This is a genomic window from Wenzhouxiangella limi (assembly GCF_010499265.1).
GTDB lineage: Bacteria > Pseudomonadota > Gammaproteobacteria > Xanthomonadales > Wenzhouxiangellaceae > Wenzhouxiangella > Wenzhouxiangella limi.
In genome coordinates, this window is the sequence record NZ_JAAGSC010000039.1 from 256,820 (window position 1) to 270,656 (window position 13,837).

The 13,837-nt window shown below is 63.4% G+C and carries 15 protein-coding genes and 2 tRNA genes; 12 read left to right on the plus strand and 5 right to left on the minus strand.

Annotation, left to right across the window (positions count from 1 at the left end):
* Positions 1–33: 33 nt before the first annotated feature.
* The 3 genes from acnD to G3I74_RS06925 are packed head-to-tail and all read left to right on the plus strand — an operon-like array spanning position 34 to position 4,125.
* Positions 34–2,631, plus strand: a complete 2,598-nt coding sequence (gene acnD / locus G3I74_RS06915; RefSeq protein ID WP_164210898.1) for a Fe/S-dependent 2-methylisocitrate dehydratase AcnD — start codon at positions 34–36, stop codon at positions 2,629–2,631.
* A gap of 8 nt (positions 2,632–2,639) precedes the next feature.
* Complete coding sequence (prpF, locus tag G3I74_RS06920; protein WP_164210899.1) at positions 2,640–3,812, plus strand: 2-methylaconitate cis-trans isomerase PrpF; 1,173 nt, start codon at positions 2,640–2,642, stop codon at positions 3,810–3,812.
* A 46-nt stretch (positions 3,813–3,858) separates the two neighbouring features.
* Positions 3,859–4,125: a DksA/TraR family C4-type zinc finger protein gene (locus G3I74_RS06925; RefSeq protein WP_164210838.1), complete on the plus strand. Its 267-nt coding sequence runs from the start codon at positions 3,859–3,861 to the stop codon at positions 4,123–4,125.
* 226 nt (positions 4,126–4,351) lie between these two features.
* On the opposite strand, the gene G3I74_RS06930 is transcribed toward G3I74_RS06925, so the two are convergent.
* Positions 4,352–4,415: transfer RNA gene (locus G3I74_RS06930), tRNA-Phe, on the minus strand.
* 143 nt (positions 4,416–4,558) lie between these two features.
* On the opposite strand from G3I74_RS06930, the gene G3I74_RS06935 reads away from it, so the two are divergent.
* The 5 genes from G3I74_RS06935 to G3I74_RS15905 all read left to right on the plus strand — a co-directional run bounded on the left by G3I74_RS06935 (position 4,559) and on the right by G3I74_RS15905 (position 7,508).
* Positions 4,559–5,920: a site-specific integrase gene (locus G3I74_RS06935; protein ID WP_164210839.1), complete on the plus strand. Its 1,362-nt coding sequence runs from the start codon at positions 4,559–4,561 to the stop codon at positions 5,918–5,920.
* Positions 5,917–6,210, plus strand: a complete 294-nt coding sequence (locus G3I74_RS06940) for a hypothetical protein (protein ID WP_164210840.1) — start codon at positions 5,917–5,919, stop codon at positions 6,208–6,210. Before G3I74_RS06935 ends, G3I74_RS06940 begins: the two co-directional genes overlap by 4 nt.
* A 165-nt stretch (positions 6,211–6,375) precedes the next feature.
* On the plus strand, positions 6,376–6,651 hold the full coding sequence (locus G3I74_RS06945; RefSeq protein ID WP_164210841.1) for a type II toxin-antitoxin system RelE/ParE family toxin: 276 nt from the start codon (positions 6,376–6,378) through the stop codon (positions 6,649–6,651).
* A complete protein-coding gene (locus tag G3I74_RS06950) occupies positions 6,651–6,944 on the plus strand; it encodes a HigA family addiction module antitoxin (protein ID WP_164210842.1) in 294 nt (97 codons plus the stop codon). Before G3I74_RS06945 ends, G3I74_RS06950 begins: the two co-directional genes overlap by 1 nt.
* Before the next feature lie 180 nt (positions 6,945–7,124).
* Positions 7,125–7,508 (plus strand): type II secretion system protein GspG, encoded by a 384-nt coding sequence (locus G3I74_RS15905; protein WP_164210843.1) that lies wholly within the window; start codon positions 7,125–7,127, stop codon positions 7,506–7,508.
* Between the two features lie 394 nt (positions 7,509–7,902).
* On the opposite strand, the gene G3I74_RS06960 is transcribed toward G3I74_RS15905, so the two are convergent.
* A tRNA-Phe gene (locus tag G3I74_RS06960) sits at positions 7,903–7,978 on the minus strand.
* A gap of 206 nt (positions 7,979–8,184) precedes the next feature.
* Here G3I74_RS06960 and G3I74_RS06965 point away from each other — a divergent pair.
* Positions 8,185–8,649, plus strand: a complete 465-nt coding sequence (locus G3I74_RS06965; RefSeq protein ID WP_164210844.1) for a DUF6491 family protein — start codon at positions 8,185–8,187, stop codon at positions 8,647–8,649.
* Here G3I74_RS06965 and G3I74_RS06970 read toward each other — a convergent pair.
* Genes G3I74_RS06970 through ftsY form a run of 3 tightly spaced genes read right to left on the minus strand, consistent with a single transcriptional unit; the run spans position 8,631 to position 10,969 of the window.
* The gene (locus tag G3I74_RS06970) at positions 8,631–8,900 is read right to left on the minus strand and encodes an oxidative damage protection protein (protein ID WP_164210845.1); all 270 of its coding nucleotides are present in this window, start codon (positions 8,898–8,900) and stop codon (positions 8,631–8,633) included. The two genes, G3I74_RS06965 and G3I74_RS06970, sit on opposite strands and share 19 nt — an antisense overlap.
* Positions 8,901–8,909: 9 nt before the next feature.
* On the minus strand, positions 8,910–9,962 hold the full coding sequence (gene mutY / locus G3I74_RS06975; protein ID WP_164210846.1) for an A/G-specific adenine glycosylase: 1,053 nt from the start codon (positions 9,960–9,962) through the stop codon (positions 8,910–8,912).
* Entirely contained in the window at positions 9,962–10,969 is a 1,008-nt protein-coding gene (ftsY, locus tag G3I74_RS06980) for a signal recognition particle-docking protein FtsY (RefSeq protein ID WP_164210847.1), read from the minus strand. Before ftsY ends, mutY begins: the two co-directional genes overlap by 1 nt.
* 19 nt (positions 10,970–10,988) lie before the next feature.
* Here ftsY and rsmD point away from each other — a divergent pair, with 19 nt between their 5' ends.
* Genes rsmD through ggt form a run of 3 tightly spaced genes read left to right on the plus strand, consistent with a single transcriptional unit; the run spans position 10,989 to position 13,824 of the window.
* A complete protein-coding gene (gene rsmD / locus G3I74_RS06985) occupies positions 10,989–11,549 on the plus strand; it encodes a 16S rRNA (guanine(966)-N(2))-methyltransferase RsmD (protein WP_164210848.1) in 561 nt (186 codons plus the stop codon).
* Between the two features lie 31 nt (positions 11,550–11,580).
* The gene (coaD, locus tag G3I74_RS06990) at positions 11,581–12,087 is read left to right on the plus strand and encodes a pantetheine-phosphate adenylyltransferase (RefSeq protein ID WP_164210849.1); all 507 of its coding nucleotides are present in this window, start codon (positions 11,581–11,583) and stop codon (positions 12,085–12,087) included.
* Between the two features lie 39 nt (positions 12,088–12,126).
* Positions 12,127–13,824: a gamma-glutamyltransferase gene (ggt, locus tag G3I74_RS06995; protein WP_164210850.1), complete on the plus strand. Its 1,698-nt coding sequence runs from the start codon at positions 12,127–12,129 to the stop codon at positions 13,822–13,824.
* Positions 13,825–13,837: the final 13 nt, after the last annotated feature.

Genomic DNA, 13,837 nt, shown 5'->3' on the forward strand with positions numbered 1-13,837 from the left:
CGTTTGAACATACCGAATCGGCAGGTGGATGTCATGAACAACGCGTTTCGATCGAAGTTGCCCGGAACCGATCTGGACTACTACGACGCCCGCGCGGCGGTCAATTCGATCAAGCCGGGCGCCTGGGACGGGCTGCCGTATGTCTCGCGCGTGCTGGCTGAAAACCTGGTTCGCCGCTGTCCCCCTGAACAGCTCAACGCGAGCCTGGAGCAGATCGTGGAGCGGCGCCGCGACCTTGATTTCCCGTGGTTTCCGGCGCGGGTGGTCTGTCATGACATTCTGGGTCAGACCGCGCTGGTCGACCTGGCCGGCCTGCGCGACGCGATCGCCGAAAAAGGCGGTGATCCGGCGGCCGTCAACCCGGTCGTGCCGGTGCAGCTGATCGTCGATCATTCGCTGGCCGTCGAGCACGCCGGCTTCGAGAAAGATGCGTTCGAAAAAAACCGCGCCATCGAGGAGCGGCGCAACGTCGATCGCTTCGATTTCATCAACTGGACGCGCGAGGCCTTCGATAACGTCGACGTCATCCCGCCGGGCAGCGGCATCATGCATCAGATCAACCTGGAGCGCATGTGCACCGTGGTCGAGGTGCGCGACGGCGTGGCCTTTCCCGACACCCTGGTCGGCACCGACTCGCACACCCCGCACGTGTGCGCGCTGGGCGTGATCGCCATCGGCGTGGGCGGCCTGGAGGCCGAAAACGTCATGCTGGGGCGGGCCTCCTACCTGCGCTTGCCCGATATCGTCGGCGTCGAGCTGACCGGCAAACCGCAGCCGGGCATCACCGCCACCGACATCGTGCTGGCCCTGACCGAGTTCCTGCGCGCCGAGCGCGTGGTCGGCGCCTGGCTGGAGTTTTTCGGGGCCGGGGCGCGCACCCTGACCGTGGGCGACCGCGCCACGATCTCCAACATGACCCCGGAGTACGGCGCGACGGCCGCGATGTTCCACATCGACGAGCAGACCATCGACTACCTGACCCTGACCGGTCGTGAAGACGCCCACGTCAAGCTGGTCGAGCACTACGCCAAACACGCCGGGCTGTGGGCCGACGACATCATTGGCGCCGACTACGAGCGCGTCCTGCGCTTCGATCTGTCGACCATCACCCGCAACATCGCCGGCCCGTCGAGTCCGCACAAGCGGGTGGCAACCTCCGACCTGGCCACCAGCGGCATCTCCGGGCCCTACGAGATTCCGGCAGACGGCTCCATGCCCGACGGCGCGGTGATCATCGCCGCGATCACCTCGTGCACCAACACCTCCAACCCGCGCAACGTCATCGCCGCCGGCCTGCTGGCAAAGAAAGCCAACGAGCTGGGGCTGACCCGTAAGCCGTGGGTGAAGTCATCGTTCGCGCCGGGCTCGATCGCCGTGCGCCTGTACCTGGAAGAGGCCGGACTGCTCGAGGAACTGGAAAAGCTCGGTTTCGGCATTGTTGCGTTTGCCTGCACCACCTGCAACGGCATGAGCGGCGCGCTGGACCCGAAGATTCAGCAGGAGATCATCGAGCGCGACGTGCATTCGGTGGCCGTGCTGTCGGGCAACCGCAATTTCGACGGCCGCATTCACCCCTACGCCAAGCAGGCCTTCCTGGCCTCGCCGGCGCTGGTCGTGGCCTACGCGATTGCCGGGTCGGTGCGCTTCGATATCGAAAAAGACGTGCTAGGCGAGGATGCCCAAGGCAACCCGGTCACGCTCAAGGATCTCTGGCCCAGCGACGAGGAAATCGACGCCATCGTCGCCGAAAGCGTCAAGCCGGAGCATTTCCGTCGGGTCTACGAGCCGATGTTCGGTGAGAAATTCAAGCGCATCAAGCGCGTCGACCCGCTTTACGAATGGCGCCCGACGAGTACCTATATCCGCCGCCCGCCGTACTGGGAAGGCGCGCTGGCCGCCGAACCGTCGCTTACCGGCATGCGGCCGCTGGCCGTGCTCGGCGACAACATCACCACCGACCACCTCTCGCCGTCCAACGCCATCATGGCCGACAGCGCCGCGGGCGAGTACCTGGCCAAAATGGGCCTGCCCGAGGCCGACTTCAATTCCTACGCCACCCACCGCGGCGACCACCTGACCGCCCAGCGCGCGACCTTTGCCAATCCCCGGCTGATCAACGCCATGGCCGTGGTCGACGGCGAGGTCAAGCAGGGCTCGCTGACCCGGCTGGAGCCTGAAGGGCAGGTCATGCGCATGTGGGATGCCATCGAGATCTACATGGAGCGCAAACAACCCTTGATCATCATCGCCGGCAAGGACTACGGCCAGGGATCCTCGCGCGACTGGGCGGCCAAGGGCGTGCGCCTGGCCGGGGTCGAGGCGATTGTCGCCGAAGGCTTCGAGCGCATCCACCGCACCAACCTGATCGGCATGGGCGTGCTGCCGCTGGAGTTCAGCGACGGCCACGATCGCAAGACCCTGAAGATCGACGGCAGCGAGACCTTCGACGTACAGGGCGAGCCGAGCCCGGGCGCAATGCTGACGCTGCTGATCCACCGCACCGACGGCAGCAGCGTGGAAGTGCCGGTCAAGTGCCGGCTCGACACCGCCGAAGAGCTGTCGGTTTACACCGCCGGCGGCGTGCTGCAGCGCTTTGCCCAGGATTTCCTGGAGCAGTCAGCGGCGGCCTGATGAGCGCCATGAAGTATCGACCGCAGCTGCGAATTCCCGCCACCTACATGCGCGGTGGCACCAGCAAGGGCGTGTTCTTCCGCCTGGAAGACCTGCCGGAATTCGCCCGCAGGCCCGGCCCGGCGCGCGATGCCCTGCTGCTGCGGGTAATCGGTTCGCCGGACCCCTACGGCAAACACACCGACGGCATGGGCGGAGCGACCTCGAGCACGTCCAAGACCGTGATCCTGTCGAAGTCCGACAAGCCCGATCACGACGTCGACTACCTGTTCGGCCAGGTCTCCATCGATCAGCCGTTTATCGACTGGTCGGGCAACTGCGGCAACCTGACCGCCGCGGTCGGTTCATTCGCCATCGCCAATGGACTGGTAAGCGAGGAACGCATCCCGGACAACGGCGTCTGCCAGGTGCGGATCTGGCAGGCCAATATCGGCAAAACCATCATCGCCCACGTACCGATCAGCAACGGGCAAGTGCAGGAAACCGGCGATTTCGAGCTCGATGGCGTGACTTTTCCGGCCGCCGAGGTCCGGATCGACTTTCTCTCCCCGACCGGCGACGAACCGGTCCTGCCGACCGGCCGGGTGGTCGATACGTTCGAGGCACCCGGTTTCGGCGAGGTGCAGGCCAGCTTCATCAGCGCCGGTATCCCGACGATTTTCGTCGACGCTGCCGATATCGGTTTTATGGGCACGGAACTGCAGCCGGCGATCAATGACAATCCGGAATTGCTGGCCCGGCTGGAGATTCTGCGCGCCCACGGCGCGGTGGCCATGGGTCTGATCGAGCACGTCGACCAGGCCGCCCAGCGCCAGCACACGCCCAAGCTGGCCTGGGTCGCGCCACCGGCCGACTACGTCGCCTCCAGCGGCAGGTCGGTCGATGCCGATCAGATCGATCTGAACGTGCGCGCCATGTCCATGGGCAAGCTCCACCACGCCATGATGGGTACGGCCGCCGTGGGTATCGCGGCCGCCGCAGCGATCCCCGGCACGCTAGCCAATCGGGCCGCCGGGGGAGGGCGGCGCGACCGGGTCTGCTTCGGTCATCCTTCCGGCACGTTGACCGTCGGCGCCAGGGCCGGCGAGGAGAATGGCGAATGGACCATCGAGCGGGTGAGCATGAGCCGCAGCGCGCGGGTGCTGATGGAAGGCTGGGTTCGGGTGCCGGAGCAGGCATGAAAAGGCCTGACGCCATCGTCAATCACTCTCGCTTTCGCAACAGCTGATGGCGGGCGGCTGGGCCAGGGACGGCGCGGTACAGGACCAGATCGACAGCACCGTCGATGAGGCGGTGCAGCGCGCCCGCGCCCATCTGCCCGAGGGTCCAAGCCGGCTCGAGTGCGAAGAATGCGGAGATTCGATCCCGGAGGCGCGGCGTCGAGCCCTGCCGGGGGTAAAGCTGTGCGTCGCCTGCCAGGAAGAGATGGATTCGCGCCGGGCTAACAGCGGCGGCTTCAACCGGCGCGGGTGCAAGGACAGTCAACTGCGTTGAAGAACGCGGTTCGCGCCGTTGAGAGCGCCACGCCGCCTTGAATAGGGTCGGTCAAAGATCGCGAATGTGCATGATGGCACGAACTCCTTTATGTAATGTAAAGCTTTTTGGGCAGCTTGGCAGGCACAACCACAAAACCCAGTTCGCCGGGCGGTGTTGCTACGATGAAAACTGTACTCAGCGAAATACCGCAGGGAAATGTCGGATATTTTGGGGCGTAAGGTATTGGTGGCCAGGGGCGGAATCGAACCACCGACACGCGGATTTTTAATCCGTGAAAATGCTGTTTCGTTATATCTAGGGCAGTCTGCCCGAAAGACTAAGACGCTTGAAAAACAATGAAAAAAATGGCTTGTAGCGTCTAGGGCCGTCTATTGACAACCGCCGCGAAGTAGTCGCATAGTAGTCGCACGCGCTGTACGGATGCCCGACGGTGACTACTCCGAAACGGAAAAGCAGCAACCTAACAACCCGAACAGTTGACGCCCTGAAGCCCCGACAAGCCGCCAGCGAATCGCTGGGCTATGGTGCTGGGGCGCTGGAAGCACAGGGCAAAAAAGACGGGGCGCGCTATTTCTTCCGCTACGGCAAACCACAACGCCGGGTGCCGCTGCCTGACTATAACGACGAAGGCGAACCGGTGAGCCTGGCCGAAGCCCGGACGAAGGCCCGCGCCTTGTCCGCCCGGTTTCTTGAGTTGCAAGCCGAAGGGCGCGATTTGCTCGAAACCCTGCAAACCGAAAAACTGGCCGCTGAAAAGGCAAGGGAAGCCGAGCGCCTGGCCGCTGAACAGGCCGAGCAAGCGGAACCAGAAAAGCCGGTAACGCTTTCCGCCCTTATGGCCGAATATGCCGACTGGTTAGAAGAACGCGGGAAAATTGACTTTCGAGACGTTCGCAACATCACGAAGAACCATATAGACGGGGCATTTCCTGAACTAGCTGGCAAGCCCGCCGCCGATATCAAGCTAGAAGATGTGCTGTTTATTCTTCAGCGCTTGCTGAAGGCGAAGAAACGCCGAACCGCAAGCAAGGCCCGCGCTTATATCCGGGCCGCTTATGCCGCCGCCATTAGTGCCCGCATGGATGCCGCCGGGGGTGAATTGCGCCGCTTCGGTATCGAAACGAACCCCGCCGCCGGTGTGGCCGCCATTGAAGATTCAACCCGCCCGCGTGAGCGCGCTCTGAGCCTTGCTGAACTTCGCGCCCTGTGGCAACGAATCAACCGCCCCGAAGAACACGCCGGGCCAGCGCTGCGCTTTTATCTGTTGACGGGTGGCCAGCGTTTCGCGCAAATCCGCCGCGCAACCCGTGCCGATATCCGCGAAGGTGAGCTAGTGCTGTGGGACGGAAAGGGCCGGCGAACGAAACCCCGCCGCCATGCGGTGCCCCTGTTGCCTGAAGCGCTGGAAGCCGCCGAAGCGATGACAACCCCGCGCCTAGGTGAGTATCTGCTGAGCCTGACGCATGGCGAAACCCCGGCCGATGGCGGGGCGGTGCGCCGGGCAGTTGCCGAACTAGCCGGCCGTATGGTGGAAGCGGGCGAAGCCGCCGAACCTTTCACGCTAAGCGATTTGCGCCGAACCATTGAAACCCGGCTAGCCGCTGAAGGTGTACCGCTTGAAGCCAGGGCGCACTTACAGTCCCACGGGCTAGGGGGGCTTCAGGCCCGGCACTATGACAAACATAGTTATTCCGCCGAGAAACTGGCCGCCCTAAAAAAGCTGCGGGCACTGATGACGGAACCGCCGGCAACGGTGGCGAGCCTAGACGAAGCACGGAAGGCGAAGCAATGAAGCGCCTTCATATCTCATTCAATGGCCAAAGAACCACGGTGGCGGTGGATAAAACCTTATCCGCCTTGCTGGCTATCAAGCTGGGGCACGAACCGGAAACGCCGGAAGCATGGCGAGTCGTGCGGGAATGGCTACAGGTACGATTACCTTCGAAGGTGGGCAACACTGGCGGCCGGCTGAAGCGGGCCAGCGCCGGGGCGCGTTCGCTGATGGTGGAAGCAATCGCGGATAACCGATTATCCGCTGCCTTCGATGAATGGCAAATCAAGCGGGCGAACCTTCGCGCCTGAACTTCCGCCTTTACTGTTTTGCGCGGGATCACTGGGAACAACGGGAACAAGCCAGCATTCACAGGGCTTCCGGCTGTTCCCACTGCCGGGCGGAAACCGGGAACAACGGGAACACGCCGGCTATTCGGGCTGGCAATTCGTAACATGCTGTGTTACATTTAGCGCGTGATTCGCTCATTTCGTCACAAGGGTTTACGCCAGTTATTCGAAACCGGGCGAAGCCCGAAGGTAGCGCCGGACATGCAAGCCCGCTGCCTGCGACTGCTGGACGTGCTGAACGGGGCCGCCGCCCCTGATGATATGAACCTGCCGGGCTTCCATTTTCACAAGTTGCATGGCAAGCCGGAACGCTACTCAGTCCGGTTAACAGGCAACTGGAGGCTAACATTCGGCTGGAGCGATGGCGACGCCCTGGACTTGAACCTGGAGGATTACCACTGATGAACGCGCAAAGAATGCCAACCCATCCGGGGGCCGTGCTGCGGGAGGATATCTTGCCGGCCATGGGGCTTTCAGTAACCGAACTGGCCCGCCGCCTGCATATGTCACGGCAAAGCCTGCATAGAATCCTGGCCGAAGAACAGCCGGTAACGGCCGCTACTGCTTTGAAGCTGGCCCGGCTGATGGATACCAGTGCCGAACTCTGGTTGAACATGCAACGCAATCGCGATCTATGGGAGCAGCGCCGTAAGCTTGCCGCTGAGCTTGAAAGCATCGAGCCGGTAGCGGCCTGATTTTTTCAAAACGGCCGCCCCGGGTACTGCCAAAACTGCCAAAAGCCCCCCGCCCGTTAGGTTCTCCGCCGCCGGTGTGCGGTGGGGGCGCTAGTATGCTTTGCCCTTTCAGGGTGCGGCCGCACAGATTCCGAAGCTGAAAGGATCGCCGCGCTAGAAGCTGAGGTTGCCGAACTTAGGGTGAAAACCGAAGAACCAGATGCTGCTGGGGATTTGCATGCTTTAGGGGAAGCCGCCGACACTTTGAGCCAGATAGCCGAAAAGCAAGTAGAGTTTAATCGACTTGAAATTGCTCGTAATCATGTTGAAGCTTTAGATACGGCCGTAAACATGTTTTTCGTTGACATGTTCCGCCGACCTGACGAATTACTAGAATTGGTTGAAGGCACAGGAAACAACTGGAACGGCCCATATATTGATCGTGTGGCGCTAACTGACCCATGGGGGAACCCCTTTCAGTATGTGAACGCGGGACAGCGTGCCGAATGGTTCGATATCTATTCTTTCGGCCCACCTGGCACGCAAGCGCCGGAGTCCGAACACATAGGTAACTGGAGTCAATAAAAAGGTCAGGGGGTGAACCCTGCCGGAGTTGTTCCTTTGTCCGGGCCCTGGCGAGCCGGCCGCCGCCTTGATTGTGGCAACCGGCGAAACGCTGAAATGCGAGCCGGGCGAAGAACTGAAATTTTTTGAGCGCCGGCTGCAAAATTTGGAATGGCGTTAATACTTGATAGGTACTGAAGTGTCCGCGATAACGGGGTAGAACCCCGGTGGGGCGGTGAACCCTTGCGTGTACTGCGGGGAAAACTCTAACGATGAGTTTTGCCAGTCCCTAAAAAGAGCGGAAAACTGCAAAGTAGTCGCACAGTAGTCGCAAAACACGAAATAGGACAGAGTCGGCCGGGATGCAAATCTGGCCTAAAACCGCTGTAAAGCCTGTGATTATTGCATTTCGGGATGGTGGCCAGGGGCGGAATCGAACCACCGACACGCGGATTTTCAATCCGCTGCTCTACCAACTGAGCTACCTGGCCATGCTGTCGCTTGTGCCGCGGGACCGGTTTCGGAGGGAGTCTCAGGCTGACCCGATCCAGCGAAGCGCGCATTTTATCACTTCCTCGGAGTTTTGGGTACCGCTTCAAACCTGGAATCTGGTGACAGCGCGGTTTGGCTCATTCAGCGCGGGTTGAGATTGAGTGGAGTAAGCTGGGAGGCCAATTGTTGCCTGCGGGAGCACATGATGCGCACTATGCTTTGCCTGATCGTTTTTGTGGGCCTGAGCGCCTGCGCCACGTCGACGCCGCCGGAAGTCCGCAGCGGCGAAATCTACCAGCGCCACGCCGGCGAGGAGCCGGTCAGCAGCGTTCGCTACTCGTCCATTCGCAGCTGGCGACCGGTGGGCGATCGCTCGGTGCTGATCGAGTTCAGCCGAAACCAGCACTATCTGTTCGAACTCAGCCCGGCCTGCCAGACCGAGATCCGTTTCGTCCAGTCGATTCGCCTGCTCACCGCGCTACCGCGACGTGTCGATCGCTTCGACCGCATCCAGGTCGGCGATTCGGTGTGCCGGATCGAGGAGATCCGCGAGGTCGATTTCGAGGCCGTGCAGGCTGATCTGAAGGCCCTGCGCCAGGAAGCCGAACCGGCGCGCGAGGACGTGGACTCAGACCGCATCCACCAGGACGACTATTCCGGCGGCACGTAGCCGTCGGCGCGGTCGTAATCGCCGTCGAACAGGAACGCCTCGGCCTGTTCGATCAGGTACTTGCGGTGGTCGGGGTCGATCGGACTCAGGCGCTTTTCGTTGATCAGCATGGTCTGGTGGGCCAGCCATTTCTGCCAGGCCTCCTTGCAGATATTGGCCTGGATGCGCTGGCCGAGTTCGCCGGGCAGGGGCGGGCGCGGCAGGGCTTCTCCCTCGCGGTTCAGATACTGGCAGTGAACGGTCTCGGTCATGCTATGGGCTCAATCCTTGGTCGTTTGCGGAATTGTATCAGCGAGCCATTCCACGACCCGGCGGATCGGCCGCGGCAGCCCGGCCTGCAGCGCCTCATCGGGGTGAAACCACTGGCTCTGCTCGTCTGCGACCAGATCAGCCGTGGCCTCGGACATGGCGCGGCTGAAGCGCATGTGCAGGCTGAAATGGGTGAATTCGTGGTCGATCGGCGGCGGCACGGCAGCGTCGCTGATTTCGTGTGAATCGTCGCCCTCAGGCAGACACCACAAACCACCCCAGATGCCGCTGGGCGGGCGGCGCTGGAGCAGGACCCGGTATTGATCGTCCTGGATGATCAACCAGGTCGAACTGCGTCGAGGTCGTTCCCGCCTGGGCTTCTTGCCGGGCAATTGCTCGACGCGACCTTCGAGGCGACCTCGGCAGTCGCCCTGGACCGGGCACAGCATGCACGCCGGACGCCGCGGTGTGCACACGGTCGCGCCCAGGTCCATGATCGCCTGGGTGTAGTCGGCGGCGCGGTCGGGCGGGGTGCGCTTTTCGGCCTCGCGCCAGAGCTGTTTCAGCACCGCGGCCTGTCCGGGCCAGCCGTCGATAGCGGCATGCCGGGCCAGGACGCGCTTGACGTTGCCGTCGAGGATGGGCGCGCGTACATCCAGCGCCTGGGCGATGATGGCGTTGGCGGTGGATTCCCCGATGCCCGGTAAATCGTGCAGCCCCGCCGCGGTCCGGGGCAGATCGCCGCCGTGTTCTGCCAGGCAGATTTTGGCCGTCCGATGAAGATTGCGGGCGCGGGCGTAATAGCCCAGCCCAGACCACAGGGCGAGCACGTCGTCCAGCGAGGCCGCGGCCAGCGCGGGCAGGTTCGGAAAGCGCTGCATGAAGCGCTCGAAATACCCGATCACCGTGCCGACCTGGGTCTGCTGCAGCATGATTTCCGAGACCCAGACCCGGTACAGGCTGCGCTCGCGCTGCCAGGGCAGGTCGTGACGACCGTGGTCTGCCCCCCACGCCAGCAGGCGTTGCGCAAAATCGCTGGACGGGGCAGGGGTGGTGCCCGTCACTAGCCGGCTTCGGCGGCCTGTTCCTGGACCGGCAGGATGGCGTGGACGAAGGTGCCGGCATCGAACGGGCGCAGGTCGGCCGCCGTTTCGCCGACGCCGATGAAGCGGATCGGGATGCCGAGTTCGTGGGCGATGGCAAACAGCACCCCGCCCCGGGCGGTGCCGTCGAGCTTGGTCACCGTAATCCCGGTCAGCTCCACCGCCTCGTTGAACTGGCGCGCCTGGGCCAGCGCGTTCTGGCCGGTGCCGGCGTCGACCACCAGCATGGTCTCGTGCGGGGCTTCCGGGTCGATCTTCTTGATCACGCGCCGGACCTTGGACAGCTCTTCCATCAGGTGGCCCTGGGTGTGCAGGCGCCCGGCGGTGTCGGCGATCAGTACGTCGATCTCGCGCGCCTTGGCCGAATGCAGGGCATCGTAGATCACCGCGGCGGTGTCGGCGCCGGACTGCTGGGCGACGACCGGCACGCCGTTGCGCTCGCCCCAGGCCTTGAGCTGCTCGACCGCGGCGGCGCGAAAGGTGTCCCCGGCGGCCAGCATCACCGACAGGCCTTCGTCCATGTAGCGCCGGGCCAGCTTGCCGATGGTGGTCGTCTTGCCAACGCCGTTGACGCCCACGGTAAGAATGACGAAGGGTTTTTTCGACGGATCGACGGCCAGGAACTGCTCGGCCGGTTCGATCAGGTCGTACAGCTCGGCCTGCACGGCGGGCAAAACCTGGGCCGGCTCGGAGACCACGCCCCTGGCGATGCCGTCGCGCAGGCGATCGATGATCCGGGTGGTCGCGCCAATGCCCATGTCGGAGGTCAACAGCGTGGTCTCGATTTCCTCGATCAGGGCCTCGTCTATGCGGCTGGCCCCGGCAATCAGGCCGAACAGGCTGCCGAGGCTGGAGCGGGTACGCGCCAGCCGTGCCTCCAGCGGATCGACGCCGGATTTTTCAACCGGCCGCACCGGCGTTTTTTCAACGCCTTGACCTGATTTCTTGCGACGAAAGATCGAGAACATAAGCCGGTATGCTAGCACCATGACCGGAAAAATACGCATCATCGCCGGGCAGTGGCGCGGGCGCAAAATCAGCGTCGCAGACCGCCCCGGGCTGCGTCCGACCGGCGATCGTGCGCGCGAGACGCTGTTTAACTGGATCGGGCCACGCATTGTCGGTGCGCGCGTGCTGGATCTGTTCGCCGGCAGCGGCGCGCTGGGGCTGGAGGCGGCCTCGCGCGGTGCCTCGCGGGTCGTCCTGGTCGAGCGCGATGCGGCAGCGGTCAGGGCCTTGCGCGAGGGCGCCCTGACCTGGCCGGGGGCCGAGGCAGTCAACCTTGTCGAGGCCGATGCGCCGACCTGGCTGATGGAGCAACGCGATGTTTTCGACCTGGTCCTGGTCGATCCACCGTTCGAGTCAGCCCTGCTGAGCGTAGCGCTGGCTGTCCTTTCCGACCGTCCGGACTGTCTGTCCGAGAACGCGCTGGTCTATGTGGAATCTTCACCCGATCAGCTCCCCGCCTGCTGGCCCAACGCGCTAGACGTGTTTCGGCAAAAGCGCCTGGGCCAGGCGGTGCTGACACTCCTGAAGCGGACGCTATAATCCCGGGCTCGTCTCACCGAATTTTCAGACCATGACCGATTCCGCGATCGATTATCGAATCGCCGTTTATCCGGGAACTTTCGATCCTCTGACCAATGGCCATACCGATCTGGTCGCCAGGGCCTCGCGCATGTTCTCGCTGGTGGTGGTCGCGATCGCCGAAAGTCCGCACAAGCAGCCGGCATTCGAACTGCAGCAGCGTATTGATCTGTCGCAACACGTGCTGGCGGAGGCGGGGGTCAAAAACGTCGAAGTCGTCGGTTTCGACTGCCTGCTGGCCGATTTCGTGGCCGAGCGCGGGGCGGGTGTGATCCTGCGCGGCCTGCGCGCGGTCTCGGACTTCGAGTACGAATTCCAGCTGGCCTCGATGAACCGCCATCTGGCCATCAACGTGGAGACCATGTTTTTGACCCCGGACGAAGAGCACAGCTTCATCTCGTCAACGCTGGTCAAGGAAATCGCTCGTCTGAACGGCGATGTGCGCAAGTTCGTGCATCCGCGCGTCGCCGAGGCGCTGCGCGTTCGCTACCAGCGCTAGTCGAATCCACCGGGCCGTGGCGGCCCGAAAGGGGACCAGATGTACAAGCACCGCACACCCGTTTTCGGATCCGTTCTTTTGCTGCTCTTGCTGCTGCTGCCGGCGCTGGCGATTGCGGCCGCACCAGGCCGCGTGGCGGTCTCCAGCGCGCATGAACTGGCGACCGAAGCCGGCATGGAAATTCTCGAACAGGGCGGAAACGCCTTCGATGCCGCCGTGGCGGTGTCAGCCGCGCTGGCGGTGGTCGAACCGGCTTCTTCCGGTATCGGCGGCGGGGGCTTCTGGCTGCTGCACCGGGCCGAGGATGATTATTCGATCATGGTCGACGGTCGCGAAACGGCGCCGGCGGCGGCCAGCCGGGATATGTACCTGGACGAGGACGGCGGCGTGGATCGCGATTCGGCCATCAACGGGCCGCTGGCTGCCGGCATTCCCGGCGCGCCGGCAGCCTGGGTCCACCTGGCTGAACGCTACGGGACGCTGCCGCTGGCCGAGCTGCTGGGGCCGGCCATTCGACTCGCAGAGGAAGGCTTTCCGGTCGACTACAAGTATCAGGCCCTGCTCAATTTTCGCGCCCACGTCATGCTGCGTTTCCCGGAAACCGCCGAGATCTTCATGCCCGGTGGCCAGGTACCGGAAACCGGCGTGCTGATTCGTCAGCCCGATCTGGCCGAGACCCTGAAGGCGGTGGCCGAAGAAGGCTTTGACGGGTTTTACCGCGGATCCGTGGCCGAGAATCTGGTGGCGGGATCCAACGCCGCCGGCGGGATCTGGTCGCTGGACGATCTGGCCGGCTATCAGGTGGCCGAACGCGAAGTGATCCGCACCGACTACCGTGGCTACGAACTGATCTCGGCACCGCCGCCGTCATCCGGCGGGGTCGCCATCGCCCAGATCCTGAACATGATCGAGCCGTTCGACCTGGCGGGACTCGATCGCGTCGCGCGCATTCATCTGCTCTCGGAGGCCATGCGCCGGGCCTATCGCGACCGCGCGCTCTACCTGGGCGATCCGGATTTTGTCGACATGCCGCTCGAAATGCTGCTCAGCCCTTTTTATGCCGCGGGTTTGCGGGCCGGGATTCGCATGGACCGGGCCACGCCGTCGGCGGCGCTGGCGGCGGACCCCTCGCTGCTGCCTGAAAGCGACAACACCACCCATTTCTCATTGATCGACGCCGAGGGCAACATGGTCTCGGCCACGCTGACGATCAATCTGCCGTACGGGGCGGCGTTTGCGCCGCCCGGCACCGGTGTGTTGCTCAACAACGAGATGGACGATTTCTCTGCTGCACCGGGCGCGCCGAACGAGTATGGACTGATTGGTTTCGACGCCAACGCCATCGAGCCCGGCAAGCGCATGCTGTCATCGATGAGTCCGACCATCGTCAAATCGGGCGACCGCGTGGCCGTGCTTGGTACCCCGGGCGGCTCGCGCATCATCACCATGGTGCTTTTGGGTATTCTCGATTTCATTGACGGCAACGGGCCCGCCTCATGGGTCGCGCTGCCGCGCTTTCATCACCAGTACCAGCCCGACGAGATCTCGCTGGAGCGCAACCTTCTCGGCGAAGAAGAAATCGCGGAACTGGAAGCGCTGGGTCACGATGTATCGGTGCGGGCCCGACCCTGGGGCAACATGCACGGCGTGATGTGGGACCGAGAACGAAACAGCGTCGAGGCGGCGCACGACCCGCGCTGGGAGTCCGGCGGGGCGGAAGTTCGCGAGCTGCAATAGCAAAACGGGCCGG

Bases quoted from the DNA above. Each gene is read 5' to 3' on its own strand.
- acnD (WP_164210898.1), top strand. From the start codon at position 34: ATGAACAACGCGTTTCGATCGAAGTTGCCCGGAACCGATCTGGACTAC.
- prpF (WP_164210899.1), top strand. From the start codon at position 2,640: ATGAAGTATCGACCGCAGCTGCGAATTCCCGCCACCTACATGCGCGGT.
- G3I74_RS06925 (WP_164210838.1), top strand. From the start codon at position 3,859: ATGGCGGGCGGCTGGGCCAGGGACGGCGCGGTACAGGACCAGATCGAC.
- G3I74_RS06940 (WP_164210840.1), top strand. From the start codon at position 5,917: ATGAAGCGCCTTCATATCTCATTCAATGGCCAAAGAACCACGGTGGCG.
- G3I74_RS06950 (WP_164210842.1), top strand. From the start codon at position 6,651: ATGAACGCGCAAAGAATGCCAACCCATCCGGGGGCCGTGCTGCGGGAG.
- G3I74_RS06965 (WP_164210844.1), top strand. From the start codon at position 8,185: ATGCGCACTATGCTTTGCCTGATCGTTTTTGTGGGCCTGAGCGCCTGC.
- G3I74_RS06970 (WP_164210845.1), bottom strand. From the start codon at position 8,900: ATGACCGAGACCGTTCACTGCCAGTATCTGAACCGCGAGGGAGAAGCC.
- ftsY (WP_164210847.1), bottom strand. From the start codon at position 10,969: ATGTTCTCGATCTTTCGTCGCAAGAAATCAGGTCAAGGCGTTGAAAAA.
- rsmD (WP_164210848.1), top strand. From the start codon at position 10,989: ATGACCGGAAAAATACGCATCATCGCCGGGCAGTGGCGCGGGCGCAAA.
- coaD (WP_164210849.1), top strand. From the start codon at position 11,581: ATGACCGATTCCGCGATCGATTATCGAATCGCCGTTTATCCGGGAACT.
- ggt (WP_164210850.1), top strand. From the start codon at position 12,127: ATGTACAAGCACCGCACACCCGTTTTCGGATCCGTTCTTTTGCTGCTC.